We start from the raw sequence: 26039 nt of genomic DNA, 5'->3' as shown, positions 1-26039 counted from the left end.
GGCGGGGGCGGGCCGGGGCGGTGTGATCAGTGGCCCTGGGCGCCGCTCGCCCGGCGCCGCATGAGCCACACACCGCCGACGGCAGCCGCGGCCAGCACCGCCGCGCCCGCCGTGACCTGGGCGGTGTCGGGGCCGATGCTGCCGCCGACACCGGTCTTGACATGACCGCTGGGCTCGCGGTGCTTCACGGTCAGCTCGCCGCGGGCGGTCCGGCCGTTGTCGCAGGCGACGGCGATCCAGTGGGTCCCGGGCTTGGCGTGCTGGGGCAGGGTGAACTGACCCACCACGACCTCCTTGTGCGTGCTCGGGCTGAGCTGGAACTCCCCGGCGCCGACCGAGTTCGCGTCACCGACGCCGTGGCCGTTCTTGCCGCAGGCCAGGGTGTTCACGGTGACGGTGGTGCCGGGAGAGGCGGTGGAGGGATAGATCTCCAGCGTCTCGGGTCCGTCGTTGTTCGCGTACGCGGCCGGCGCGGCGAAGGCGCCGAGCGCGACGACCGTCAGCGCGGTTCCGGTGAGCAGGCGGGTGGTGGGGCGCATGGTGGGGTCCTCCGGGGCGCGCGGTCGTTCGGTCGTACGGTCTTCCGTACGACCGAGCAAACGGCCCCGGCGCGCCCCCCGCCTGCTGATGGCGCGTCAGGATTGCTCCGTCCGATGCGGCGCGTCGGCTGGAATCAGGGCGTTTTCGCAGGTCGGAGCTGGTTATGAGGCGTCAGCTGACATGTCGTGCCGAACGGGTGAGCGGGTCCCCCAGGGGGCACCCGAGCCCCCGGCCGCCGCCCGTCAGCCCTCGTCGTCCCCGTCGCCCGTCAGCCCTCGTCGTCCCCGTCGCCCGTCAGCCCTCGTCGTCCCCGTCGCCCGTCAGCCCTCGTCGTCCCCGTCGCCCGTCAGTCCTCGTCGTCCCCGTCGCCCTTGCCCTGCTGCAGCGCGGCGCCCTCCAGCCACTGGCGGACGTCCGCGCCGAAGTCGCGGGTCCCGACCTCGTGGTGCGCGGCGACGAAGCGCAGCGGCTGCGGCTTGTCCCTCCAGTAGCCGTCGGCGCTCTGCCGGAACCGGCGCAGGAAGATCTCGCAGCCGACCGCGTTGGTGTGGAAGGTCAGCTCCAGCCGCTGCGGGCGGCCTTCCCCGCCCCGCCGGTCGCTCAGCCGGAAGCCCTGCCACAGGTACAGGTGGTACTCCGAGGGGGCGATCGAGTTCTCGTACACCCGGGAGTTCTCGAAGGCGTACCCCTCGGCCTCGAAGGCGTCGAGGACCGCCTCGTGCAGCGGCAGCGTCTCCACCCGCACCGGGTCCAGGTCCGTCGCCGCCTTGACGCCGACGGCCTCGACCTCGGTGCGGACGCCGATCGAGACGCCGAGCCGCTCGCCGCGCGTCTCGTTCGGCGGGGTCTCCCACTTCAGGCGCTCGGAGAACGGGATGCGCCGCTCCTCGCCCTTCTTCAGCTCGAACCAGCCGCTGGCGCTGGGGTAGCAGACGGTCATGCCGTCGTCCGTGCCGTCGCCGTCCCCCTTGTGCGCGAGGGAGGCGTTGACGACCATCCGCATGCGTATCGACTCGATCTTCAGATCGCGTTCGGGGGCGCGGACGACGACCTCGCCGCGCAGCTTGCCGCCCGGACGGACCGGCTCGTCGGGGATGATCGTGTCGATCTCCAGCGGAACGCCGCCATTGCCGAAAAGTCTCTTGAACACCATGGCCGCAGGCTAACCGGCGAGATCGCTCCCGTCACCGGAAACGATCTTCTCGGCCGGCACCTCCGTGTAGGCCCCCAGGACCCGCGCCATCAGCGCCTCGTCCACCGGGTACGCCACCCCGTCGACCGCCGTCACCGGCGCGATCGTCCGCGAGTTGGCGGTGAACGCGGCCCGGAAGTCCGCCAACCCGTCCAGGGGGACCGGGCGGTGGACCGACGGCAGCCGGGGCGCGAGCAGCGCCATGGTGATCCCGGTGAGGTGCGGCGCCGTCGGCCACACCAGCGAAGTGCCGTCCCAGAAGGCGATGTTGGCGACCGCGCCCTCCGCGACCTCGCCCGCCGGCGTGGTCAGCAGCGCCTCGTCGAAGCCCGCCCGGCGCGCCGCGTCGCCGTGGTACCTCTGCCCGAAGCCGCCCAGGTGCTTGAGGTGCGCCGCCGGGCGCAGGTAGTCGACCGCCGTCAGCCGCTGCGGCGCGCCGAGGCCGTCGGGCGCGGCCTCGCGGACGGCGACCGCCGTCAGGAAGCCCGCCCCGTGCTCGTACGCGTACACCCGCGCCGACGCGTCCCGTCGTCCCGCCCGCCCGAGCGCCCGCGCGAGCAGCTCCCGCACGCGCTCCCCGGGCAGCGGTTCGCCGAACAGCTCGCGGGTGGCCCGGTCGAGGCGGTCGAGGTGCAGGCCGAGGCCCTTCACCCGGCCGTCCCGCACCTGCATCGCGGTGAAGTGGCCGTAGCCGCCCATCACCGCCGAGAGGGAGGCGGGATCGGCGGCCGGGACCCCGTCGATCTCGATGTGCGCGGGGGCCGGAAGGGGGGAAGTCGTCATGGCCCCACCGTAGTCACGGAAGACGGCCCGGACGGGTCCCGGAAATCCGTGCTTGACCTCAACCAAACTTGAGGTACCACGATCCTCGGCATGGACATCACCAGCGCCACCACCGCCCCCCTGACCCTCGCCCTCGTCGTCGCCAGCGACCGCGAAGGCCGGTTCGCCCCCGTCATCGCCGACTGGTTCCGCTCCCGCGTCGCCGAGCGCGACGACTTCGCCCTCACCGTCCTCGACCTCGCCGACGTCACCCTCCCCACCTCCCTCTCCTACGACCCCGACCCCGCCGTCCGCGCCGAACTCGCCCGCGTCACCCCCGTCCTGGAGGCCGCCGACGCCTTCGTCGTCCTCACCCCCGAGTACAACCACTCCTTCCCCGCCTCCCTCAAGAACCTCATCGACCGCCACTACACCCAGTGGCGCGCCAAGCCCGTCGGCTTCGTCTCCTACGGCGGGATCTCCGGCGGCATCCGGGCCGTCGAGCAGCTCCGCCAGGTCTACGCCGAGATGCACGCCGTGACCGTCCGCGACGGGGTCGTCCTGCCCAACGCCCACGGGCAGTTCGACGAGGAGGGCCGCTTCAAGGACCCGACCGGTCCCGAGGCCGGCGCCAAGCTCATGTTCGACCAGCTCGCCTGGTGGGGGACCGCCCTGCGCGACGCCAAGTCCGTCCGCCCGTACGCCGCCTGAGGACCCGTCATGACCCTGCTGCGCCTCCTGGCCGGGCGGCTGCGCCCGCACCGCGCCCGGCTCGTCTTACTCGTCCTGCTCCAGCTGGTCCAGAGCCTCGCCTCGCTCGCCCTGCCCGCGCTCAACGCCGGCGTCATCGACGAGGGCGTGCTCCGCGGCGACACCGGCCGCGTGCTGTCCGGCGGCGCCGTCATGGCCGCCGTCACCCTCCTCCAGGCCGCCGCGGCCGCCGCCGTCACCTACACCGCCGCCCGGATCGCCCTCGCCGTCGCCCGCGACCTGCGCTCCGAGGTCTTCCGGCGGATCCAGGACCTCTCCGTCCTGGAACGCGGCCGCTTCGGCACCGCCTCGCTCATCACCCGCGCCACCAACGACGTCCAGCAGGTGCAGACCTTCGCCGTCCTCGCGCTCACCATGCTGGTCGCCGCCCCGCTGCTCTGCGTCGGCGGGCTCGCCATGGCCCTGCGCCAGGACGTGCCGCTCGCCCTCGTCCTGCTGCTCTTCGTCCCCGTCATGACCCTCGCCGTCGGCACCGTCGTGCTCCGCATGCGGCCCCTCTTCCGCGGCATGCAGGAGCACCTCGACGGAGTCACCCGGGTGCTGCGCGAGCAGATCACCGGCGTCCGGGTCGTCCGCGCCTTCGTCCGCGACGGCCACGAGCGCGCCCGCTTCGCCGGCGTCAACTCCGCCCTCCTCGACACCGGTCTGAGGGCCGGCCGCCTCCAGGCCGTCATGTACCCGGTCGTCCTGCTGGTCTGGGAGGCCACCACCCTCCTCCTCGTCTGGGCCGGCGCCCACCGCATCGACTCCGGCGCCGTCCAGGCCGGCACCCTCGTCGCCTTCCTCGGCTACCTCCTCCAGACCGCCATGTCCGTGATGATGGCGCTCTTCCTCCTCATGCACCTGCCCCGGGCCGAGGCCGGCGCCGCCCGCGTCCGCGAACTCCTCGCCACCGCCCCCGCCCTCACGCACCCGACCGCCCTCACGCACCCGACCGCCCCCACCCCTCCCGCCGTCCCCGGCTCCGGACACCTCACCCTGCAGGACGTCACCTTCCGCTACCCCGGCGCCGAGGCACCCGTCCTCGACGGCGTCACCCTGCACGCCGCCCCCGGCGAGACCACCGCGGTCATCGGCGCCACCGGCAGCGGCAAGTCCACCCTCCTCGGCCTGGTGCCCCGGCTCCTCGACGCCACCGAAGGACGGGTCCTCCTCGACGGCTCCGACGTCCGCGCCCTCGACCCCGCGGTCACCGCCGCCACCGTCGGGCTCGTCCCCCAGAAGCCGTACCTCTTCTCCGGCACCGTCGCCTCCAACCTGCGGTACGGGAAGCCCGGTGCCACCGACGAGGAGCTGTGGCACGCCCTGGAGACCGCCCAGGCCGCCGACTTCGTCCGCGCCCTCGACCAGGGACTCGACGCGCCCGTCAGCCAGGGCGGCGCCAACCTCTCCGGCGGCCAGCGCCAGCGGCTCGCCATCGCCCGGGTCCTCGTCGCCCGCCCCCGCCTCTACCTCTTCGACGACTCCTTCTCCGCCCTCGACAACGCCACCGACGCCCGGCTGCGCGCCGCCCTGCGCCGCGAGACCGCCGACGCCGCCGTCCTCCTCGTCGCCCAGCGGGTCTCCACCATCCGCCACGCCGACCGGATCGTCGTCCTCGACCGGGGCCGCGCCGTCGGCACCGGCACCCACGAGGAACTCCTGGCGACCAGCCCCACCTACCGGGAGATCGTCCGCTCCCAGCCCACCGAGGAGGCCGCCGCGTGACCACCGCGACCGCACCCCGCCCCACCGCCCCCGCCCGCCGCGGCCCCGCCCCCCAGCCGGGCGGCGGGCCCGGCGTCCCCGGCACGCCCTCCCTGGAGCGCTCCCTCCGCTTCCGCGCCTCCGCCGTCCGCCTGCTGCGCACCCTCGCCCCCGACCGGGCCCGGCTCGCCGCCGCCCTCGCCACCGGCGCCGCCGCCGTCGGCCTCACCGTCCTGATCCCGCTCCTCCTCGGCCGCGCCACCGACCTCGTCCTCACCGGCGCCGCCGGGCCGGGCGGCGTCGACTTCACCGCCGTCGGCCGCCGGCTCGCCCTCGCGGGCGTCGCCGTCGTCGCCGTCTCCCTCCTCACCTGGGTCCAGCAGCGGCTCGTCACCGACGTCGTCCAGCGGGCCGGCCACCGGCTGCGCGAACGGGCCCAGCACAAGCTGGCCCGGCTGCCGCTCGGCTACCTCGACGGACAGCCGCGCGGCGAGGTCCTCTCCCGCGCCACCAACGACGTCGACAACGTCACCCAGACCCTCCAGCAGGCGCTCAGCCAGATGATCAGGGCCGTCCTCACCCTCCTCGGGGTGCTCGCGATGATGCTCTGGATCTCCCCGGGGCTCGCCCTCGTCGCCCTCGGCACCGTGCCCGTCTCGCTCGGCCTGGCCGCCCTCGTCGCCCGCCGCGCCCAGCCGCAGTTCGTGAAGCAGTGGGCGGTCACCGGCCGGCTCGGCGGCCACGCCGAGGAGACCATCACCGGCCACACCGAGGTCGTCGCCTTCGGCCGCCGCGACGAGGCCGTCCGCCGCTTCGACGAGCTCGGCGAGGAGCTGTACCGGGCCGGGCTCCGCGCGCAGGTCGTCTCCGGCCTCGTCCAGCCCGCCGTCACCCTTGCCGGCAACCTCGGCTACGTCCTGATCGCCGTCCTCGGCGGCCTGAAGGTGGCGAGCGGCACCCTCACCGTCGGCGACGTCCAGGCCTTCGTCCAGTACTCCTACGAGTTCAACGGCCCGGTCAACCAGGTGGCCGCCATGGCGAGCCTGCTCCAGTCCGGCGTCGCCTCCGCCGAGCGGGTCTTCGACCTCCTCGACGCCGAGGAGGAGCGCCCGGACCCGGCCGACCCCGAGAAGCCCGCCGCGGCGCGCGGGCGGGTCGTCTTCGAGCACGTCTCCTTCCGCTACGAGCCGGACCGGCCGCTCGTCGAGGACCTCTCCCTCACCGTCGAACCCGGCCGCACCGTCGCCCTCGTCGGCCCCACCGGCGCCGGCAAGACGACCCTGGTCAACCTGCTGCTGCGGTTCCACGAGCCCACCGGCGGCCGGATCCTCCTCGACGGCGTCGACACCGCCCGGATGGACCGGGAGGAGCTGCGTTCCGGGATCGGCATGGTCCTCCAGGACACCTGGCTCTTCGGCGGCACCATCGCCGAGAACATCGCCTACGGGGTCCCCGGAGAGGTCTCCCGCGAGCGGGTCGTCGCCGCCGCCGAGGCCGTCCACGCCGACCGCTTCATCCGCACCCTGCCCGACGGCTACGACACCGTCCTCGACGAGGACGGCGGCGGCCTCAGCGCCGGCGAGCGCCAGCTGGTCACCCTGGCCCGCGCCTTCCTCTCCGAGCCGGTGATCCTCGTCCTCGACGAGGCCACCAGCTCCGTCGACACCCGCACCGAACTGCACGTCCAGCGCGCCATGTCCGCCCTGCGGGCCGGCCGCACCAGCTTCGTCGTCGCCCACCGGCTCTCCACGATCCGGGACGCCGACACCATCGTCGTCATGGACGGCGGCGGCATCGCCGAGCAGGGCACCCACGAGGAGCTGCTCGCCCGCGGCGGCGCGTACGCCCGGCTGCACGCGGCACAGTTCGCCCGTACGGTGGAGGCGTGATCGTCACCGTCCGCACCACCACCGACGCGCGCGCCAAGGCGGATGCCCTGGCGCGCGGCGCCGTCGAGGCCCGGCTCGCCGCGTGCGCGCAGATCTCGGGGCCCGTCACCTCCGTCTACCACTGGCGGGGCGCGATCGAGACCACCGAGGAGTGGGAGGTGGTGTTCAAGACCACCGAGGCCCGCTACGGGGCCCTGGAGGCCCATCTCACCGCCGCGCACGACTACGAGACGCCCGAGATCCTCGCCACCCGGGTGACCCGGGTGGCCGAGCGGTACGCCCGCTGGGTCGAGGACGAGACGGCGGGCGCCGTCGAGCCGGAGACCCCGGCCCGGGACGAGCGGCCGTTCTTCGTGTACGGGACGCTGCGCCCGGGCGGGTACAACCACGACCGGTTCCTCGCCGGCCGGATCGGCACCGAGGCGGCCGCCGTGCTGCCCGGCGCGGTCCTGCACGACGGGCCCGGCTACCCGTACGTCGTGCCGCAGGCCGGCGGCCGGGTGATCGGCTCGCTGCTGACGCCCTCGTCCGGCGACTACGGCGACCTGTTCGGCCTGCTCGACCGCCTGGAGCTGCCCGTCGGCTACGAGCGGGTGGCCATGGACGTCGTCCGGACGGAGGACGGGGCGGAGGTGTCCGCCTGGGTGTTCGTGGCGTCCCCGGACGCCCCCCTCGGCCCGGTCATCGAGAGCGGCGACTGGTTCGACCGGCCGTAGACCGGCCGGCCGGTCACGTCGCGACCGGTTCCAGACGCACCGCGCACACCTTGAACTCGGGCATCCGGGAGACCGGGTCGAGCGCCGGGTTGACCAGGGTGTTCGCCCGCCCCTCCCCGTACCAGTGGAAGGGCATGAAGACGGTGTCCGGGCGGATCGCGCCGGTGATCCGGGCCGGTGCCACCGCCCGCCCGCGCCGCGAGACCACCGCCACCGGTTCGCCCTCCGCGACCCCGATCCGCTCCGCGAGCCGCGGGTGCAGCTCCACGAAGGGGCCGGGCGCGGCGGCGTTCAGCTCCGCGACCCGCCGGGTCTGCGCCCCGGACTGGTACTGCGAGACGACCCGGCCGGTGGTGAGGACCACCGGGTACTCCGCGTCGGTCTCCTCGGCGGCGGGCCGGTGCGTCACCGGCACGAAGCGGGCCCGCCCGTCGGCGGTCGCGAACCGGTCGAGGAAGAGCCGGGGCGTGCCGTCGTGGCCCTCCTCCGGGCACGGCCAGAAGACGCCCTGCTCCTCCTCGATCCGCCGGTAGCTGATCCCCGCGTAGTCGGCGGGGCCGCCGGCGGAGGCCCGCCGCAGCTCCTCGAAGACCTCCTCCGGGTCGGTGGGGAAGCCCTTCTCCCAGCCGAGCCGCCCGGCGAGCGCGTGCAGCACCTCCAGGTCGGTGCGCACCCCCTCCGGCGGGGTGAGGGCGCGGCGGCGCAGCAGCACCCGCCCCTCCAGGTTGGTCATGGTGCCGGTCTCCTCGGCCCACTGGGTCACCGGCAGGACGACGTCGGCGAGCGCGGCGGTCTCGGAGAGGACCACGTCGGCGACGGCGAGGAAGTCCAGCGAGCGCAGCCGCTCCTCGACGTGCGCGGCGCGCGGCGCGGAGACGACCGGGTTGGAGCCCATCAGGAGCAGGGACCGCACCTCGCCGCCGAGCGCGTCGAGGAGTTCGTAGGCGCTGCGGCCCGGCCCCGGCAGGGTCTCGGGGGCGACGCCCCACACGCCGGCGACGTGGGCGCGGGCGGCGGGGTCGTCGAGCTTGCGGTAGCCGGGCAGCTGGTCGGCCTTCTGGCCGTGCTCGCGGCCGCCCTGGCCGTTGCCCTGGCCGGTGAGGCAGCCGTAGCCGGAGAGCGGCCGGCCGGCCCGGCCGGTGGCGAGGCAGAGGTTGATCCAGGCGCCGACGGTGTCGGTGCCCTTGGACTGCTGCTCGGGGCCGCGCGCGGTGAGCACCATGCCCGTGGGGGCGTCGCAGAACAGCGCGACGGCCTCGCGCAGGGCGGGCACGGGGATGCCGGTGATCCGCTCGACGTGCTCGGGCCAGTGGGCCATCGCGCCGGCCCGGGCGGCCTCCCAGCCGGCGGTGCGCCCGGCGACGAACTCCTCGTCGACGCGGCCCTCGGCGACGACCAGGTGGAGCAGGCCGAGGGCGAGCGCGAGGTCGGTGCCGGGGCGGGGGGCGAGGTGGAGGTCGGCCTGTTCGGCGGTGCGGGTGCGGCGCGGGTCGACGACGATCAGCTTCCCGCCGTTCTCCCGCAGCTCGGTGAGGTAGCGCAGGGCGGGCGGCATGGTCTCGGCGAGGTTGGAGCCGACGAGGATCACACAGCCGGTCTTCGGGATGTCCTCCAGCGGGAAGGGCAGACCGCGGTCGAGCCCGAAGGCCCGCTGGTGGGCGGCGGCCGCCGAGGACATGCAGAAGCGGCCGTTGTAGTCGATCTGCGAGGTGGCGAGCACCAGCCGGGCGAACTTCCCCAGCGTGTACGCCTTCTCGTTGGTGAGTCCGCCGCCGCCGAAGACCCCCACGGCGTCGGGGCCGTGGTCGGCGCGGGTCCGGCGAAGCCCCTCGGCGACGGCGGAGAGTGCCTCCTCCCAGGAGGCCGGTTCGAGCGCCCCGGAGTCAGGGCGGCGGACCAGGGGCTCGGTGAGCCTGACCCGGGAGGAGAGTACGGAGGGGGCGGTGCGGCCCTTGCCGCACAGCGCGCCCCGGTTGACCGGGAAGTCGGTCCGCTCGACCACCTCGGCGGGCAGCTCCGCCGTGCCGGTCGGGCGGAGCTTCATGCCGCACTGCAGGGCGCAGTAGGGGCAGTGGGTGGGGACCGCGGTGGCGTCGGACATGCCGTCCAGGGTGCGTCGGGCGTGTTACGGGCGGCGGCGCCCCGTATTACGGGCGCGGTGCTCTCCGCTCAGGTCACGGGGTGGTGCGGGGTGAGGCGAGGGCCTCCGCCACCCCGGGCTCCCGGGGGCCGAGGAAGTGCGGGTCGGGGCGGACGGCGGCGTCGAGGGCGGCCTTCCCGGCGGCGAGGAGCTCGCGGGTGGTGCCGTAGTACCAGGTGGTGTCGTGCGGTTCGGCCACACCGACGCCGTACGAGGCCACCCCGGCCCGCTCGCAGAGGGCGACGGCCCGCTTGACGTGGAAGTCCTGGGTGACGAGGACGGCCCGGTCGACGCCGAAGACCTTCCGGGCCCGGACGCAGCTGTCCCAGGTGTCGAAGCCCGCGTAGTCGCTGACGACCTTCTCGTCCGGGACGCCCCGGGCCGTCAGGTAGGCGCGCATGGCGCTCGGTTCGTCGTATGCGGTCCGGCTGTTGTCGCCGGTGACGAGGAGGACCCGCACCTTGCCGGTGCGGTAGAGCTCGGCGGCCGTGTCGAGCCGGTGGGCGAGGTACGGCGTCGGGCGGCCGTTCCACAGTCCGGCGCCGAAGACCACGGCGACGTCCCGGGCGGGCACGTCGGCGGTGGTCCGCAGCTTGCCGGCGGCGGCGGTGTGCATCCAGGTCGCGGGGGCGAGGGCCAGGACGGCGGCGGCCATCACGGCCTGGACGGTGCGGCGGCGGGCCCGGACGGTGCGGGGGAACCGGACCTGCATCGGCTGTGCCTCCAGGGCGGGGAGAGGGCGGGAAGGGGACGGGGCGTCACCCGGTCCGACGCGCGGGAGCCTGCCGCGGTTCGGTCCCGCCGCCGTCTGTTCCGTACAGCACACTCGCCAGCCCCATCCCGAGCAGCATCCCGAGGAGCTGGGCGGCGGCGTAGGCGGGCACAGAGGCGGGGGCGATGCCGGTGAAGGAGTCGGTCAGGGAGCGGCCGACGGTGGCCGCCGGGTTGGCGAAGGAGCCGGAGGAGGTGAACCAGATGGCGGCGCCGATGTACCCGGCGACGGCGACCGGGGCCAGCTGGGGGCGGCCGATGTGCCGCAGGCCCTGGACGACGAGGACGAGCCCGGCGGTGGCGACGGCCTCGCCGAGCAGCAGGTGGAGCGCGGCGCGCGGCTCGGTGGACCAGGAGCCGGGCGCCCGGCCGAACATCGCCTCGGCGAGCAGGGCGCCGGCGACCGCGCCGGCGACCTGGGCGGTGACGTAGGCGAGGACCTCGCGGCCCTCCTGCTCGCGGCGGCGGCCCCACCACTCGGAGAGGGTGACGACGGGGTTGAAGTGGGCGCCGGAGAGCGGCCCGAGGAGCGCGATCAGCAGCCCGAGGCCGAGGGCGGAGGCGGTGGCGTTGGCGAGCAGCCGGACCCCGATGTCCTGGCTGAGGGAGTCGGCGCGGAGGCCGGAGCCGACGATCACGGCGACGAGGGCGGCGGTGCCGGTGAACTCGGCGGTGACGCGCCGGGGGAGCGACGCGGGGGACATTCTCATAATGGAAAAGATATTCCGTGATTCGGAATGAAAAAAGAGGGGAGGAGAGGGGCGGGGCTTCCGTACGATCCGGCGGTGATCAACGACGAGCTGCTGACCGCCGCCGTGCGGAACAACGCCGAGTGGTGCGGGAGCATGTGCCGGGCCCACGGCCTCACCACCGCCACCGGCCCCCGCGCCTGGACCAGCCCCCACCGCACCCCGCTGTACTACCCCGACGCCGTGTCCCTCGCCGCGGACGCGACCGCCGCCGACGTCGTCACGGGCATCGACCTGACCGGGCCCGGCGCCTCCGTCAAGGACTCCTACGCGCGCCTCGACCTCGCCCCCGAGGGCTTCCGGCCGCTCTTCGACGCCACCTGGATCGGCCGCCCGGCCGGCGCCCCGGCCGTCCCGGCCCCCTCCTGGACCCGCGCCGGCACCCCCGAGGCCCTCGCCGCCTGGGCGCACGCCTGGAGCGGCGGCGACGCCGACGAGGCCGCCCTCTTCCGCCCGGCCCTCCTCGGCGACCCGGCCGTCACCGTCCTCGCCGTCCCCGGAGCCGACGGCCGGATCGTCGGCGGGGCCGTCCTCTCCACCGGAGCCGGCGCCACCGGCGTCTCCAACCTCTTCACCGCCGACGGCACCGACCCGGTCGCCGTCTGGGCCGCCGCCCTCGCCGCCGCCGACCCCGCCGTGCCCGTCGTCGGCTACGAGTCCGGCGACGACCTGGCCCCGGCCCTCGCCGCCGGCTTCACGGAGCTCGGCCCCCTCCGCGTCTGGCTCGCCGCCTGACAGCGGCCCCCGCGCGCGCGTGAGCCCGGTGAAACACCCGTGTGCGGTCCTGGAAAAGAGCCGTGACCGGCGCGCAACGGGCAGGCAACGTGCCGGGGCCAGGATCGGTCCATGACGGAGCCGGACAGCACGTTCGCGGACGCCGCCTCCCTTCTGGGGCGGGTCGCGCAGCAGCTCGGACTCCAGCTCCGCCGGGTGCGTCCCTACGGCGCCCCGGCGGCGAAGCCCGAGCAGGAGGTACGCCGCCCATGCAGCCGTTCGCACAGCTCCCCGGCACCGCCCCCGGCCCCCGGCCCGGCGCCCGTTCCCGATCCGGCACCGACACCCGGCCGTCCGGCACCGGCACCGACCCCCGGCCGGCCACCGGCCCCCGGCCCGGCGCCGCCACCGTCACCCGGTCCGGCGCCGGTGCGCCGGTCGGAGCGGTCGGGCGCCCGGCTCCCGTGCTCGTCGCCGTAGGCCACGGCAGCCGGGACCCGCGCGCGCGGGCCGCGCTCGCGCGGCTCCTCGGGCGGGTCCGTGAGCTGCGTCCCGGGCTCGACGTGCGGCTCGCCCACATCGAGCTCGACGCGCCGCTCCTCGACGACACCCTCGCGGGCCTCGCCGCCGAGGGGCGCGAGGCGGTGCTCGTCCCGCTCCTCCTCGCCCCCGGGTACCACGTCACCCACGACCTGCCCGCCGCCCTCGCCGCCGTCCCCGGCCTCCGGGCCCGCGTCGCCGGACCCCTCGGCCCGCACCCGCTGCTCGTCGAGGCGCTCGCCGACCGGCTCGCCGAGGCCGGCTGGATGCCCGCCGACTCCGCCTCCCGCACCACCGGCGTCGTCCTCGCCTCCGCCGGCTCCCGCGACCCCCGCTCCGCCGCGACCCTCCGCCGGATCGCCGCCGACCTCGGCGAACGCCTCGGCGGGACGCCGGTCGTCGCCGCGTACGCCTCCGCCGCCGCCCCCACCGTCCCCGAGGCCGTCGCCGCGCTCACCGCCCGCGGCCGCCACCGGATCGCCGTCGCCTCCTGCTTCACCGCCCCCGGCCTCTTCGCCGCCCGCGCCGCCGCCCACGCCCCTTGGATCGCCGCCGATCCGCTCGGCGCCCACCCGGCCCTCGCCCGGCTGGTCCTGCATCGCTACGACGGTGCCGCCCGGGCCCGCACCGGGCGCCCCGCCGCCCCCGCCACTCCCTCGCGGGAACTCGCCGCCATCTGAACCCTTTTGTCGGTCCCGCCGGTTACCGTCGAGGCATGGCAGGCTACGACGGCACCAGCGAGACCCCCGGGTACGACCCGACCGCCACCGAGCGCTGGGCGGCCGAGCCCGACAAGCGCCCCGGCCGTACCGCCTTCCAGCGCGACCGCGCCCGCGTGCTGCACTCCGCCGCCCTGCGCAGGCTCGCCGGGAAGACCCAGGTCGTCACCCCCGGCACGCGCGGGTACGCGTGGGACGCCAGCCCCCGCACCCGGCTCACCCACTCCCTGGAGTGCGCCCAGGTCGGCCGCGAGCTCGGCGCCGCCCTCGGCTGCGACCCCGACCTCGTCGAAGCCGCCTGCCTCTCCCACGACATGGGCCACCCGCCCTTCGGGCACAACGGCGAACAGGCGCTCAACGACGTCGCCAAGGACTGCGGCGGCTTCGAGGGCAACGCCCAGTCGCTCCGCCTCCTCACCCGCATCGAGCCCAAGCGCTTCGTCCCCGGCCCCGACGGCGAGCCCGTCTCCGTCGGCCTCAACCTCACCCGCGCCGCCCTCGACGCCGCCACCAAGTACCCCTGGCCGCGCGGCGACCACCCCACCGACCCCGGCTCGTCCAAGTTCGGCGTGTACGAGGACGACCTGCCCGTCTTCGAGTGGATCCGGCGCGGCGCCCCCGACCAGCGCAAGTGCTTCGAGGCCGAGGTCATGGACTGGTCCGACGACGTCGCCTACTCCGTCCACGACTTCGAGGACGGCCTGCACGCCGGCCACATCGACCCCAACCTCCTCTACGCCGAGCCCGAGCGCGCCGACGTCTTCGCCGTCGCCCTCGGCCGCTACGTCCCCGACGACACCGACCCCGCCGAACTCGCCGAAGCCCTCGACCGGCTCCTCGACCAGAACTGGTGGCCGCACGGCTACGACGGCTCCGCCGCCGCCCAGGCCCGCCTCAAGGACGCCACCAGCCAGCTCATCGGCCGCTTCTGCCTCGCCGCCGAGGGCGCCACCCGGCAGGCGTACGGCACCGGCCGCCTCACCCGCTACGGCGCCGAACTCGTCGTCCCCCGCGCCACCCGCAACGAGTGCGCCGTCCTCAAGGCCGTCGCCGACCGGTACGTGATGCAGCGCGCCGAGCAGGAGGCGCTCCGCGCCGACCAGCGGATCGTCGTCGCCGAACTCGCCGAGGCGCTCGTCGCCCGCGCCCCCGACGGCCTCGAACCGCAGTTCCGCGCCCTCTTCGCCGCCGCGCCCGACGACCGTTCCCGCAAGCGGGTGATCGTCGACCAGATCGCCAACCTCACCGACGCCTCCGCCCGCGCCCTGCACGCCCGCCTCCGAACCCCGCGTCCGTAGGGGCCGTTCGCCCTCTTTCGCCTTCCGGCGCCGTGCGGGACCCTCGCATGCACGTCCCGGGGCGGTGCGACCGGGGCCGGGCCCGGGGGCGTAGCGTAGAGAATCGGTCGCAACGAGGAGGAATCAACGTGGTCGACGCAGATCAGACCTTTGTCATCGTCGGCGGGGGCCTGGCCGGCGCCAAGGCGGCGGAGACGCTCCGCGCCGAGGGCTTCAACGGCCGGGTGATCCTCATCGGCGACGAACGCGACCACCCCTACGAACGCCCCCCGCTCTCCAAGGGCTACCTCCTCGGCAAGAAGGACCGGGACTCCACCCTCGTCCACGAACCCGCCTGGTACGCCGCCCACGACGTCGAACTCCACCTCGGCCAGAGCGTCACCGCCGTCGACCGGGACGCCCACACCGTCCGCCTCGGCGACGGCACGGTCATCCGCTACGACAAGCTGCTCCTCGCCACCGGCTCCGAGCCCCGCCGCCTCGACATCCCCGGCACCGACCTCGCCGGCGTCCACCACCTGCGCCGGCTCTCCCACTCCGAGCGCCTCCGCGACGAGCTGAAGGCCCTCGGCCGGGACAACGGCCACCTCGTCATCGCCGGCGCCGGCTGGATCGGCCTGGAGGTCGCGGCCGCCGCCCGCACCTACGGCGCCGAGGTCACCGTCGTCGAGTACGAGCCGACCGCGCTCCACCGGGTCCTCGGCCCCGAGCTCGGCCAGCTCTTCGCCGACCTCCACGCCGAGCACGGCGTCCGCTTCCACTTCGGCGCCCGCATCACCGAGATCACCGGCCAGGACGGCATGGTCCTCGCCGTCCGCACCGACGACGGCGAGGAGCACCCCGCCCACGCCGTCCTCGTCGCCGTCGGCGCCGCCCCCCGGGCCGCCCTCGCCGAGAACGCCGGCCTCGCCCTCGTCGACCGCGCCGACGGCGGCGGCATCGCCGTCGACTCCTCCCTGCGCACCACCGACCCCGACATCCACGCCGCCGGCGACGTCGCCGCCTTCGAGCACCCCTTCCTCCACCACCGCATCCGCGTCGAGCACTGGGCCAACGCCCTCAACGGCGGCCCCGCCGCCGCCCGCGCCATGCTCGGCCAGGAGGTCTCCTACGACCGGATCCCGTACTTCTTCACCGACCAGTACGACCTCGGCATGGAGTACTCCGGCTGGGCGCCCCCGGGCTCGTACGACCAGGTCGTGGTCCGGGGCGACACCGGCAAGCGCGAGTTCATCGCCTTCTGGCTGAACGAGGGCCGGGTGATCGCCGGGATGAACGTGAACGTGTGGGACGTCACAGAGCCGATCCAGAAGCTCATCCGCTCCCGCGCCACCGTGGACCCGGACGCCCTCTGCGACCCGTCGGTACCCCTGGAGAGCCTCTCCTGACCCCGGCGGAGGCATCCCTGGGGGGCGACCCCCGGACCCCCGTACACTTTCCTGCGTGGCAGGCAGGATCAACGATGACGACGTGAAGGCGGTCCGGGACGCGGTCCCGATCGACTCCGTGGTGTCCGAGTACCTCCAGCTCCGCAACGCCGGCGGCGGGAACCTCAAGGGACTCTGCCCCTTCCACGACGAGAAGTCGCCCTCCTTCCAGGTCAGCCCCAGCAAGGGACTCTTCCACTGCTTCGGCTGCCAGGAGGGCGGCGACACCATCGCCTTCGTGATGAAGATCGACCACCTCTCCTTCTCGGAGACGGTCGAGCGCCTCGCCGCCAAGGCGGGCATCACCCTCCGCTACGAGGAGGGCGGCTACAACCCCGGCCACCAGCGCGGCGAGCGCATCCGCCTGATCGAGGCCCACAAGGTCGCCGCCGAGTTCTACGTCGCCCAACTCGCCTCGCCCGAGGCTGAGATCGGCCGGAAGTTCCTCGCCGAGCGCGGCTTCGACCAGGCCGCCGCCGAGCACTTCGGCGTCGGCTACTCCCCGGCCGGCTGGGACCACCTCACCCGCTTCCTGCGCGGCAAGGGCTTCTCCGACAAGGAACTGATCGTCTCCGGCCTCTCCCAGGAAGGCCGCAGGGGCCCCATCGACCGCTTTCGCGGCCGCCTGATGTGGCCCATCCGGGACGTCGGCGGCGAGATCGTCGGCTTCGGCGCCCGCCGTCTGCGCGAGGACGACAACGGCCCCAAGTACCTCAACACCCCCGAGACCCCGGTCTACAAGAAGTCCCAGGTGCTCTACGGCGTCGACCTCGCCAAGAAGGAGATCGCCAAGACCAGCCGGGCCGTCGTCGTCGAGGGCTACACCGACGTCATGGCCTGCCACCTGGCCGGCGTCACCACCGCCATCGCCACCTGCGGCACCGCCTTCGGCGGCGAGCACATCAAGATCCTCCGCCGGCTCCTCATGGACAACGGCTCGGCCCGCGTGATCTTCACCTTCGACGGCGACGCCGCCGGCCAGAAGGCCGCCCTGCGCGCCTTCGAGGACGACCAGAAGTTCGCCGCCGAGACGTACATCGCCATCGCCCCCGACGGCATGGACCCCTGCGAGCTGCGCCTCGCCAAGGGCGACGACGCCGTCGCCGACCTGGTCGAGCCCCGCACCCCGCTCTTCGAGTTCGCCCTCCGCCAGATCGTGAACCGCTACGACCTGGACACCCCGGCGGGGCAGGCTGCCGCCTTGGACGAAGCGGCTCCGATCGTCGCGAAGCTGAAGGACCTGTCGGTACGCCAGCGGGTCGCGGTCAAGCTCGCGGGCCTGCTCGGCATCATGGAGGACCAGTTCGTCGTACGGCGGATCAGTCAGATCGCCCAGTGGCAGCGCGGCAAGGGTGGCCCTTCGCAGCCCGCGGCGCGGCGGCAGCGTTCGTACGACGACGTGCAGGCCCCCACAGCGCCTGCCGGGCCCGCGCTCAACCTGCGCAGTGCCGCCCACCGTACCGAGCGGGAACTCCTCAAGCTCGCGCTGCAACGGCCCGAACTGGTCTCCCCCTTCTTCGACGCGTACGGGGTGGACGAGTTCACCGCACCGCCGTACGCCGCCGTACGGCAGTGCATCCAGGACGCGGGCGGTGCCGACGGTGCCCCCGCCGACTATGTGGACGCCGTCCTCGAAGCCGCACCCGACGACACGGTCCGCGCCCTCGTGCGCGAGCTCGTCGTGGAGGGGATCCTCGTGGCCAAGGGGGTGGACGAGGTCTACGCGTCCACCCAGCTGGTCATGGTCCGGCTCCGTGCGGTGGAGCGCCGCATCGAGCAGCTCAACGCCGCGTTGAAGCGACTGGGGCACACGAGCCCGGAGCAGGTGGCCGCCGCATCGCAGGAGCTCTTCGTCCTCCAGCAGTACAGAGCGGCGCTGCAAGCGCACGGCGCCGCCGCGCTCTGAGGCACGTTCGGTCACGGACCGGACTCAAAAAGTCACCGCACGCCCCTCGTGGCGGCGATGTGTCGTACCCCACACTGGGCCGGGTGACGGAGCCGTTCCGCCCCTCCTGGAGGTCGCCCGCCGTGCAGACCGAGATCCAGACCACCGAACCGGACGAACTGCCCCCGCTCCCCGAGGTCCCGGCCCAGCGGCGCCGCGCCACCGACCCCGGCGGCAACGGCCCCTCCGCCGACCTCTTCCGCCAGTACCTCCGCGAGATCGGCCGCATCCCCCTCCTCACCGCCGAGGAGGAGGTGGACCTGGCCCGCCGCGTCGAGGCCGGCCTCTTCGCCGAGGAGAAACTGGCCCGCACCCCCGACCTCGACTCGCAGCTCGCCTACGACCTCGACCGGCTCGTCGTCCTCGGCCGGATCGCCAAGCGGAAGCTGATCGAGGCGAACCTGCGGCTCGTCGTCTCCGTCGCCAAGCGGTACGTGGGCCGCGGCCTGACCATGCTCGACCTCGTCCAGGAGGGCAACCTCGGCCTCATCCGGGCCGTCGAGAAGTTCGACTACGCCCGCGGCTACAAGTTCTCCACCTACGCCACCTGGTGGATCCGCCAGGCGATGTCCCGGGCCCTCGCCGACCAGGCCCGGACCATCCGCGTCCCCGTCCACGTCGTCGAGCTCATCAACCGGGTCATCCGCGTCCAGCGCCACCTCCTCCAGGAACGCGGCACCGAGCCCACCGCCGAGGAGGTCGCCGCCCACCTCGACCTCACCCCGGGGCGGGTCGTCGAGGTCCTCCGCCTCGCCCAGGAACCCGTCTCCCTGCACACGCCCGTCGGCGAGGAGGAGGACGTCGACCTCGGCGACCTCATCGAGGACGGCGACGCCGCCTCGCCCGTCGAGTCCGCCGCCTTCCTGCTGCTCCGCCGCCACCTGGAGGACGTCCTGTCCACCCTCGGCGAGCGCGAGCGCAAGGTCGTCCAGCTCCGCTACGGCCTCGACGACGGCCGCCCCCGCACCCTGGAGGAGATCGGGCAGCTCTTCGGCGTCACCCGCGAACGGATCCGCCAGATCGAGTCCAAGACCCTCTCCAAGCTGCGGGACCACACCTACGCGGACCAGCTGCGCGGCTACCTGGACTGAGGACGCGCGAAGGGCCCGCGCCGCCTCCGGCACGAGCCCTCCACGGAGCGGACGGCCACCCGGTCAGTCGACCTCGGCGACCGCCTCCGCGAACTGTGCCGCGTACAGGCGGGCGTAGGCGCCGCCCGCCGCGAGCAGCTCCCCGTGGGTGCCCTGCTCCACGATCGAGCCGTTCTCCATCACCAGGATCACGTCCGCGTCCCGGATGGTGGAGAGCCGGTGCGCGATCACGAAGGAGGTACGGCCCTGGGCCAGCCGGGCCATCGCCTTCTGGATCAGCACCTCGGTACGGGTGTCCACCGAGCTCGTCGCCTCGTCGAGGACGAGGATCACCGGGTCCGACAGGAACGCCCGGGCGATGGTGATCAGCTGCTTCTCGCCCGCGCTGACACCCGCGCCCTCGTCGTCGACGACCGTGTCGTAGCCCTCCGGCAGGGTGCGGACGAAGCGGTCGGCGTGGGCCGCCCGCGCGGCCTCCTCGACCTCCGCCCGGGTCACCTCGCGGGTGGCGCCGTACGCGATGTTGTCGGCGATCGTCCCGCCGAAGAGCCAGGTGTCCTGGAGGACCATGCCGATCCCGGCCCGCAGCTCCTCCCGGGTCATCGCGGCGATGTCCGTGCCGTCCAGCGTGATCCGGCCGCCGGTCACCTCGTAGAACCGCATCAGGAGGTTGACCAGCGTGGTCTTGCCGGCGCCCGTGGGGCCGACGATCGCGACCGTCTGCCCGGGCTCCACGGTGAGCGACAGGTCCTCGATGAGCGGCTTGTCGGGCTCGTAGCGGAAGGAGACGTGCTCCAGGGCGACCTTGCCCTTGAAGTCGTGCTCCTCCTCGGCGGCGGGCGCGTCCGGCGCCTGCTCCTCGGCGTCGAGCAGCTCGAAGATCCGCTCCGCCGAGGCGACGCCCGACTGCACCAGGTTCGCCATCGACGCCACCTGCGTCAGCGGCATCGAGAACTGCCGCGAGTACTGGATGAAGGCCTGCACGTCACCGATGGAGAGCGTGCCGCTCGCCACCCGCAGACCGCCGACCACGGCCACCAGGACGTAGTTGATGTTCGAGACGAAGAACATCACCGGCTGCATCATGCCGCTGTTGAACTGCGCCTTGAACCCGGCCTCGTACAGCGCGTCGTTCTGCTCGCGGAAGTCCCGCGCGGCCTCGTCCTGCCGCCCGAAGACCTTCACCAGGGTGTGCCCGGTGTACATCTCCTCCACGTGCGCGTTGAGCGCGCCCGTCGACTTCCACTGCTGCACGAAGTGCGGCTGCGAGCGCTTGCCGATCCGCGCCGCGACCACCACCGACACCGGCACCGTGACCAGCGCGACCAGGGCGAGCAGCGGCGAGATCCAGAACATCATCGCCAGCACGCCGACGATCGTCAGGAGCGAGTTGATGAGCTGGCCCATCGACTGCTGCAGCGTCTGCCCGACGTTGTCGAGGTCGTTGGTCGCCCGCGACAGCACCTCGCCGCGCTTCGCCTTGTCGAAGTACGACAGCGGCAGCCGCGACAGCTTCGTCTGGACGTCCTCCCGCATCCGGTACACGGTCCGGTTGATCACCTTGATCGACATCCGGGTGGAGACCAGCATCAGCAGGCCCGCGACCACGTACACCGCCAGCGCCAGCAGCAGCACCTCGCCGACCGCGCCGAAGTCGATGCCCTGCCCGGGCGTGAAGTCGACCCCGGACAGCATGTCGGCCATGCCGCCGTCGCCGTCCGCGCGCAGCTTCTCCAGTGCCTGCGCCTTGGTCATGCCCTCGGGCAGCTGGCGACCGACCACGCCCGCGAAGATCAGGTCCGTCGCCCGGCCGAGGATCTTGGGGCCGACGACCGCGCCCGCCACCGACAGCACGCCGGCGACCAGCATCACCCAGAGCGCGGTCCGCTCCGGTGCCAGCTGCTTCAGCAGCCGCTTCGACGAACCCTTGAAGTCCATCGACCGCTCACCCGGGGCGCCCCCGGCCATCATGCGTCCGCCAGGACCGGCCATCAGGCTGCCTCCGCCTCGGTCAGCTGGGAGAGCACGATCTCCCGGTACGTCTCGTTCGCCGCCATCAGCTCGTGGTGCCGGCCGGTGCCGACGACCCGGCCCTCGTCGAGGACCACGATCCGGTCGGCGTCCCGGATGGTCGACACCCGCTGGGCGACGATCACCACGGTCGCGTCCGAGGTCTCGTCCGCGAGGGCCGCCCGCAGCCGGGCGTCCGTCTCGTAGTCGAGCGCGGAGAACGAGTCGTCGAAGAGGTAGATCTCCGGCCGCTGCACCAGCGTCCGCGCGATCGCGAGCCGCTGCCGCTGGCCGCCCGACACATTGGTGCCGCCCTGCGCCACCGGCGCGTCCAGACCGCGTTCGAGCGTCCGCACGAAGTCGGCGGCCTGCGCCACCTCCAGGGCGTGCCACAGCTCCTCGTCGGTCGCGTCGGGGTTGCCGTACCGCAGGTTCGACGCCACCGTCCCCGAGAACAGGTACGGCTTCTGCGGGACGAGCCCGACCGTCCGCGCCATCAGCTTCGGGTCCAGCGTCCGCACGTCCACCCCGTCGACCAGCACCTCGCCGCCGGTCACGTCGAAGAGCCGCGGCACCAGGCCGAGCAGGGTCGACTTGCCGGAGCCGGTCGAGCCGATGATCGCGGTGGTCTCGCCGGGGCGGGCCACCAGCTCCACGTCCTGGAGCACGGACTCCTCGGCGCCCGGGTAGCGGAAGTCCGCCGCCCTGACCTCCAGGTGGCCGCGCCGCTCCAGTGTCGTCACCGGCTCGGCCGGCGGCACCACGCTCGACGAGGTCGCCAGGACCTCCTCGATGCGCTCGGCGCAGACCTCCGCGCGCGGCACCATCATGAACATGAAGGTGGCCATCATGACCGCCATCACGATCTGCATCAGATAGGCGAGGAAGGCGGTCAGCGCGCCGATCTCCATCCCGCCGCTGTCGATGCGGTGCGCGCCGAACCAGACCACGGCGACGCTGGACACGTTCACGACCGTCATCACGGTCGGGAACATCAGCGCCATCAGCCGGCCCGTCGACATCGACACGTCGGTGAGCTCGCCGTTGGCGCCGCGGAAGCGCTCCTCCTCGTACCCGTCCTTCACGAAGGCGCGGATGACGCGGTTGCCGGTGATCTGCTCGCGCAGCACCCGGTTCACCGTGTCGAGCCGCTCCTGCATCGTCCGGAAGAGCGGCCGCATCCGCCGGACGATGAGCGAGACGGAGATCCCCAGTACGGGCACCACCGCGAGCAGCACGCCGGAGAGCGGCACGTCCTGGCCGAGGGCCATCACGATGCCGCCGACGCACATGATGGGCGCGGAGACCATCAGGGTGAAGGCCATCAGGACCAGCATCTGGACCTGCTGGACGTCGTTGGTCGTGCGGGTGATCAGCGAGGGCGCGCCGAACTGCCCGAGCTCGCGCGCGGAGAAGGACTGCACCCGGTCGTAGACGGCGCCGCGCACGTCACGGCCGAGTGCGGCGGCCGTCCGCGCGCCGTAGTACACGGCCCCGATGTTGCACAGCACCTGGACGACGGACACGCCGATCATCAGCGCGCCGAACCGCAGGATGTAGCCGGTGTCCCCGTGGACGACGCCCTCGTCGATGATGTCGGCGTTCAGGGTGGGCAGGTAGAGGCTCGCGCAGGTCGCCAGGAACTGGAGCAGGACGAGCAGGGCGATGGGTTTTCGATAGGGCCGCAGGTGGGTTCGGAGAAGTCTTATGAGCACGGTTCCCACTATCGCCCGCGGGCGCCCGGCGTTACGACTGGTTTAGGCCTGTCAGCCGCCGAAGGCCCCCGGGTGGATCTGTTCCCGCGTCGCCACGTACTGCTGGCGCACCGCCTGCCCGACCGCGAGCTCCTCGCCCGGCTCCAGGATCTGCGCGGCTGCGCCCTGCCAGGCCGGGGGAGTGGACGGCGAGAGGGTGCCCCGGGCGACGCCGAGCGCCCAGGCGGCCTGCTTGGCGGCGCCGAGCGCCGCGTAGTCGGCCGGCTGGGGGACGACGACCTGGGTGCCGAACAGCGCGGGCGCCAGGGCCTGGACGGCGGGCAGCGCGGCCGCGGCGCCGAGCAGGAAGATCCGCCGGACCTCGACGCCGCGGCCGCGCACCACGTCCAGGGCGTCGGCGAGCCCGCACAGCATGCCCTCGAAGGCGGCCCGCGCCAGGTGCTCGGGCTTCATCGCCTCGCGGCGCAGCCCGGTGAGGGTGCCGGCGGCGTGCGGCAGGTGCGGGACCCGCTCGCCCTCCAGGTAGGGCAGGAGCACCAGGCCGGAGGAGCCGGGGGTGGACTTCAGGGCGAGCGCGGAGAGCTCCTCCAGCGACTCGGCGCCCAGCATCTCGGCGGTGCCGCGCAGGGTGCGGACGGCGTTGCTGACGGAGACGACCGGCAGGTGCATGCCGGTGGCGTCGGCGTACGAGGTGACGGCGGTGCCCGGCCGCTCGAAGGCCTCGTGGTGGACGGCCATGACGGAGCCGGAGGCGCCGAGGGAGACGACGGCGTCGCCGGCGCCGAGCCCGAGCCCGAAGGCGGCGGCCATGGTCTCGCCGGTGCCGGCCGAGATGAGCAGCCCCTCGGGGGTGGTGCCGGCGGGTTCGGCGGGCCCGAGGACCTCCGGGAGCGCGACCTGGTGGCCGAGCGCGAGCTCGACGAGGTCGGGGCGGTAGGCGCCGGTGCGGGCGGACCAGTAGCCGGTGCCGGAGGCCGCGCCCCGGTCGGTGGTGCGGCGGGCCGGGCGGCCGAGGAGCTGCCAGACCAGCCAGTCGTGCGGCTGGAGGACGGCGGCGGTCCGGGCGGCGTGCTCGGGTTCGTTCCTGGCCAGCCAGCGGAGCTTGGCGATCGGGAGTCCGGACTGGGGGACGGCGCCGACGGCCTCGCCCCAGGCCTCGCGCCCGCCGAGCGCCTCGGCGAGGTCGGCGGCGGCGACCTGGGCCCGCTTGTCGTTGCCGACGAGCGCGGGGCGGACCAGGCCGCCCTGCGCGTCGAGCGGGACGACGCCGTGGGCCTGCGCGCAGACGCCGATGGCCTCCACGCCTTCGAGGAGCCCGCCGGTCGCGGCCTCCCCGAGCGAGAGGAGCCAGGTCTGCGGATCGACGTCGGTGGCCTTGGCGTCGACCGGGTGCGGGGCGTGCCCCTGCCGCAGTACGGCCCCGGTGTCCGTGTCACAGACCACGATGCGCGTGGCGTCCGAAGAGCTGTCGAGTCCGGCGACTATCCCCATGACACCCGATTCTGCATCACGCGGGCCGGTTACGGCTCAGGTGTTGCTCGTGCCCCAGTCGTCGTCCTCGCCGATCTGCCCGTTGGCGTAGGCGCGGCCGCGCAGGACGGACACCCGGTTCGTGACGGCGGGCGGCAGGTGGTCGCCCACCTTGTCGCCGACGACGTGCGCGGCCTTCCCCGCGTACTGGCGGCCGGTGTGGGCGGCGGTCTCCGCCGCGTTCCGCACGGCGGGGTTCCGCGCGAAGTCCTTGGCGGCCTTCTTCATCTGCTCGTACTTCTCGCGTCCCGCGCGCGTACCGATCACGTAACCGAGCGCGAGACCGGCGACGAACGTCAGCTTGTACCGCACGCTGCGATCCTTCCCTGGAGGGTCCTGGGGATGTCCCGGGGATACCGATTGGCGGAGCACCCCCCTGCTTGCGCTAATGTATGTCTCGCAGCGAGCGCCCGCCGCCCGGGAGACCCCGGGCAGGACCGTTCGGTGCAACCGCAGCAATCCCCTGTAGCTCAATTGGCAGAGCAGCCGGCTGTTAACCGGCAGGTTACTGGTTCGAGTCCAGTCGGGGGAGCGCGATCCCCTGTAGCTCAATTGGCAGAGCATTCGGCTGTTAACCGGAGGGTTACTGGTTCGAGTCCAGTCGGGGGAGCAGAGTGAAAGAGGACCCTCAGGGGTCCTCTTTCGCGTTTCCGGGAACCATCCGCCCCCGCGCGCGGTCTTCCTGGTCGAGCAGCACCGATCGTGCCGATCACCCGAAGCAGGAGATCGTATGAGCGGCTATGCTGCGGCAGGACGGCGCGCACACTTGTACGCGCATCGCCCGGGGGCGGTAGCTCAGCCGGTTAGAGCAGCGGACTCATAATCCGTCGGCCGTGGGTTCGAGTCCCACCCGCCCCACCGTAGAAAAAAACGTTCTGACCTGCGGAAACACTCCTGAAGGAGTGTTTCCGCGTACAGCGATCGCCTGGCATTGCCGCGGCGGAACGGGCGTCCCCGGCTGGTCTCGCAGGCGTCGCACCTGCTTGACCTGGGCTTTCGGATGGAACGTGGGTGTGAAGCCGCATCGATGATCGCACGGCGATCCCACGGTTCCCGCGTGTGACGCGCCGCACACCGAGTCGATTTTCGGGCCGTGTGCAGCTCGGCCGTCACGGGCGAGGTGTCCGAGGTACGGACGGGATCGGGCCCGTCGTCCCTGAACCTCCGGGGCGAGGTGTCGCGCGCCGCCCGTCACACGAGGCGTCGCACGGCCTCCACGATCGCGCTCCGGCACTCCGCCGGGTCCGACGCCAGGCCGGTCGTCGCCGGCATGCTCGCGGCATTCGTCGGGCTCCAGGCCGAGGCGATGGCCAAGACGAGGGTGAGAAGCGTGGCCGGGGGGAAGCCCGGTGTGCCCACCCGGTCCTTACGGACCGTTTCCAGCGAGGCGAGCTTGTCGTGGTGGGCCGGCTCGGCGAGGGCGGGCTCCCGTTCTGGGGCGGTGCCGCGTTCCAGCCGGTGCCAGGTCGCCAGGCGGAGCACCTCGGGGTGCTTCTGGAAGAAGTCGAAGAGTCGCCCGGCGTAGTCCGGCAGGTCCTCAGGTGTGAAGGGCACGGTGTCGAGCCCTCGCCCGAGGTGTGCGTCGAAGACGGCGTCGAAGAGCCCGTCCTTGTTGCAGAAGTACACGTAGATGAGGTTCTTGTTCGCCGAGGCAGCCTTGGCGATCCGGTCGACGCGTGCTCCAGCGATCCCGTACGCCGCGAACTCCTCGGTCGCCGCCCGGAGGATGCGCGCCTTCGTGGCCTCGGCTCGGGACATGGGAGCCATGCTAACAGCGCCTCATGGGGCTCGCCGGGGCGTGGAGACTCGTCGCCGTTGCCGTCGGCGGGTGAAC

Annotated in this window: 20 protein-coding genes, 3 tRNA genes and 1 pseudogene; 13 read left to right on the top strand and 11 right to left on the bottom strand. The window is 73.6% G+C overall.

Annotated elements, in window-relative coordinates; translation table 11 throughout:
• Positions 1-26: 26 nt before the first annotated feature.
• From AB0E19_RS08365 to AB0E19_RS08355, 3 genes are all read right to left on the bottom strand, one after another.
• A complete protein-coding gene (locus tag AB0E19_RS08365) occupies positions 27-539 on the bottom strand; it encodes a hypothetical protein (protein ID WP_362175256.1) in 513 nt (170 codons plus the stop codon).
• Positions 540-886: 347 nt separating this feature from the next.
• Complete coding sequence (locus tag AB0E19_RS08360) at positions 887-1693, bottom strand: sporulation protein (protein ID WP_362175253.1); 807 nt, start codon at positions 1691-1693, stop codon at positions 887-889.
• A gap of 9 nt (positions 1694-1702) precedes the next feature.
• Positions 1703-2515, bottom strand: coding sequence for an aminotransferase class IV (locus tag AB0E19_RS08355; protein WP_362175250.1), 813 nt, complete (start codon positions 2513-2515; stop codon positions 1703-1705).
• Positions 2516-2605: 90 nt separating this feature from the next.
• Here AB0E19_RS08355 and AB0E19_RS08350 point away from each other — a divergent pair, with 90 nt between their 5' ends.
• From AB0E19_RS08350 to cutA, 4 genes are read left to right on the top strand one after another with little or no spacing between them, the layout of a single operon-like run.
• A complete protein-coding gene (locus tag AB0E19_RS08350) occupies positions 2606-3205 on the top strand; it encodes an NAD(P)H-dependent oxidoreductase (protein WP_362175247.1) in 600 nt (199 codons plus the stop codon).
• 9 nt (positions 3206-3214) lie between these two features.
• Positions 3215-4972: an ABC transporter ATP-binding protein gene (locus AB0E19_RS08345; RefSeq protein ID WP_362175245.1), complete on the top strand. Its 1758-nt coding sequence runs from the start codon at positions 3215-3217 to the stop codon at positions 4970-4972.
• Positions 4969-6840: an ABC transporter ATP-binding protein gene (locus tag AB0E19_RS08340; protein WP_362175242.1), complete on the top strand. Its 1872-nt coding sequence runs from the start codon at positions 4969-4971 to the stop codon at positions 6838-6840. Before AB0E19_RS08345 ends, AB0E19_RS08340 begins: the two co-directional genes overlap by 4 nt.
• On the top strand, positions 6837-7556 hold the full coding sequence (gene cutA, locus AB0E19_RS08335) for a divalent cation tolerance protein CutA (protein WP_362175239.1): 720 nt from the start codon (positions 6837-6839) through the stop codon (positions 7554-7556). Before AB0E19_RS08340 ends, cutA begins: the two co-directional genes overlap by 4 nt.
• Before the next feature lie 13 nt (positions 7557-7569).
• Here cutA and AB0E19_RS08330 read toward each other — a convergent pair whose 3' ends face one another.
• From AB0E19_RS08330 to AB0E19_RS08320, 3 genes are all read right to left on the bottom strand, one after another.
• The gene (locus tag AB0E19_RS08330; protein WP_362175236.1) at positions 7570-9657 is read right to left on the bottom strand and encodes a molybdopterin oxidoreductase family protein; all 2088 of its coding nucleotides are present in this window, start codon (positions 9655-9657) and stop codon (positions 7570-7572) included.
• Between the two features lie 73 nt (positions 9658-9730).
• Positions 9731-10408 (bottom strand): ElyC/SanA/YdcF family protein, encoded by a 678-nt coding sequence (locus AB0E19_RS08325; RefSeq protein WP_360606554.1) that lies wholly within the window; start codon positions 10406-10408, stop codon positions 9731-9733.
• A gap of 46 nt (positions 10409-10454) precedes the next feature.
• Complete coding sequence (locus AB0E19_RS08320) at positions 10455-11177, bottom strand: aquaporin (RefSeq protein ID WP_362175231.1); 723 nt, start codon at positions 11175-11177, stop codon at positions 10455-10457.
• A 75-nt stretch (positions 11178-11252) separates the two neighbouring features.
• Between AB0E19_RS08320 and AB0E19_RS08315 the strand changes: the two genes are divergently transcribed.
• The 6 genes and pseudogenes from AB0E19_RS08315 to AB0E19_RS08290 form a co-directional block, all read left to right on the top strand.
• On the top strand, positions 11253-11951 hold the full coding sequence (locus tag AB0E19_RS08315) for a hypothetical protein (protein WP_362175228.1): 699 nt from the start codon (positions 11253-11255) through the stop codon (positions 11949-11951).
• A gap of 248 nt (positions 11952-12199) precedes the next feature.
• Positions 12200-13150 (top strand): sirohydrochlorin chelatase, encoded by a 951-nt coding sequence (locus AB0E19_RS08310; protein ID WP_362175225.1) that lies wholly within the window; start codon positions 12200-12202, stop codon positions 13148-13150.
• Positions 13151-13185: 35 nt separating this feature from the next.
• Positions 13186-14487, top strand: a complete 1302-nt coding sequence (locus tag AB0E19_RS08305; RefSeq protein WP_362175222.1) for a deoxyguanosinetriphosphate triphosphohydrolase — start codon at positions 13186-13188, stop codon at positions 14485-14487.
• A gap of 128 nt (positions 14488-14615) precedes the next feature.
• On the top strand, positions 14616-15875 hold the full coding sequence (locus AB0E19_RS08300) for an FAD-dependent oxidoreductase (protein WP_362175219.1): 1260 nt from the start codon (positions 14616-14618) through the stop codon (positions 15873-15875).
• A gap of 55 nt (positions 15876-15930) precedes the next feature.
• Positions 15931-17820, top strand: a complete 1890-nt coding sequence (gene dnaG / locus AB0E19_RS08295; RefSeq protein WP_362175216.1) for a DNA primase — start codon at positions 15931-15933, stop codon at positions 17818-17820.
• A gap of 200 nt (positions 17821-18020) precedes the next feature.
• Positions 18021-18950: pseudogene (locus tag AB0E19_RS08290) on the top strand (RNA polymerase sigma factor); the annotation flags it as partial.
• 63 nt (positions 18951-19013) lie between these two features.
• Here AB0E19_RS08290 and AB0E19_RS08285 read toward each other — a convergent pair.
• The 4 genes from AB0E19_RS08285 to AB0E19_RS08270 are packed head-to-tail and all read right to left on the bottom strand — an operon-like array spanning position 19014 to position 24517.
• Positions 19014-20942: an ABC transporter ATP-binding protein gene (locus tag AB0E19_RS08285; RefSeq protein WP_362175213.1), complete on the bottom strand. Its 1929-nt coding sequence runs from the start codon at positions 20940-20942 to the stop codon at positions 19014-19016.
• Positions 20942-22675 carry an ABC transporter ATP-binding protein gene (locus AB0E19_RS08280; RefSeq protein WP_362175210.1) on the bottom strand — a complete coding sequence of 578 codons (1734 nt, stop codon included), beginning with the start codon at positions 22673-22675 and terminating at the stop codon, positions 20942-20944. The genes AB0E19_RS08285 and AB0E19_RS08280 overlap by 1 nt, the downstream gene beginning before the upstream one ends.
• Before the next feature lie 51 nt (positions 22676-22726).
• Positions 22727-24166, bottom strand: a complete 1440-nt coding sequence (locus tag AB0E19_RS08275; RefSeq protein WP_362175207.1) for an FGGY family carbohydrate kinase — start codon at positions 24164-24166, stop codon at positions 22727-22729.
• 36 nt (positions 24167-24202) lie between these two features.
• Positions 24203-24517 (bottom strand): YtxH domain-containing protein, encoded by a 315-nt coding sequence (locus tag AB0E19_RS08270; RefSeq protein ID WP_362175204.1) that lies wholly within the window; start codon positions 24515-24517, stop codon positions 24203-24205.
• 147 nt (positions 24518-24664) lie between these two features.
• Between AB0E19_RS08270 and AB0E19_RS08265 the strand changes: the two genes are divergently transcribed.
• The 3 genes from AB0E19_RS08265 (at position 24665) to AB0E19_RS08255 (ending at position 25063) form a co-directional block, all read left to right on the top strand.
• Positions 24665-24737 (top strand) — tRNA-Asn (locus tag AB0E19_RS08265).
• A gap of 5 nt (positions 24738-24742) precedes the next feature.
• Positions 24743-24815 (top strand) — tRNA-Asn (locus AB0E19_RS08260).
• Positions 24816-24989: 174 nt separating this feature from the next.
• Positions 24990-25063 (top strand) — tRNA-Ile (locus AB0E19_RS08255).
• A 333-nt stretch (positions 25064-25396) separates the two neighbouring features.
• On the opposite strand, the gene AB0E19_RS08250 is transcribed toward AB0E19_RS08255, so the two are convergent.
• Complete coding sequence (locus AB0E19_RS08250) at positions 25397-25963, bottom strand: TetR family transcriptional regulator (protein WP_362175201.1); 567 nt, start codon at positions 25961-25963, stop codon at positions 25397-25399.
• Positions 25964-26039: the final 76 nt, after the last annotated feature.

It is taken from the genome of Streptomyces sp. NPDC047974, from assembly GCF_040653375.1.
Lineage (GTDB): Bacteria > Actinomycetota > Actinomycetes > Streptomycetales > Streptomycetaceae > Streptomyces.
The sequence above is the reverse complement of the archived record's forward strand: the minus strand, read 5'-3'. Positions and strand labels throughout refer to the sequence as shown.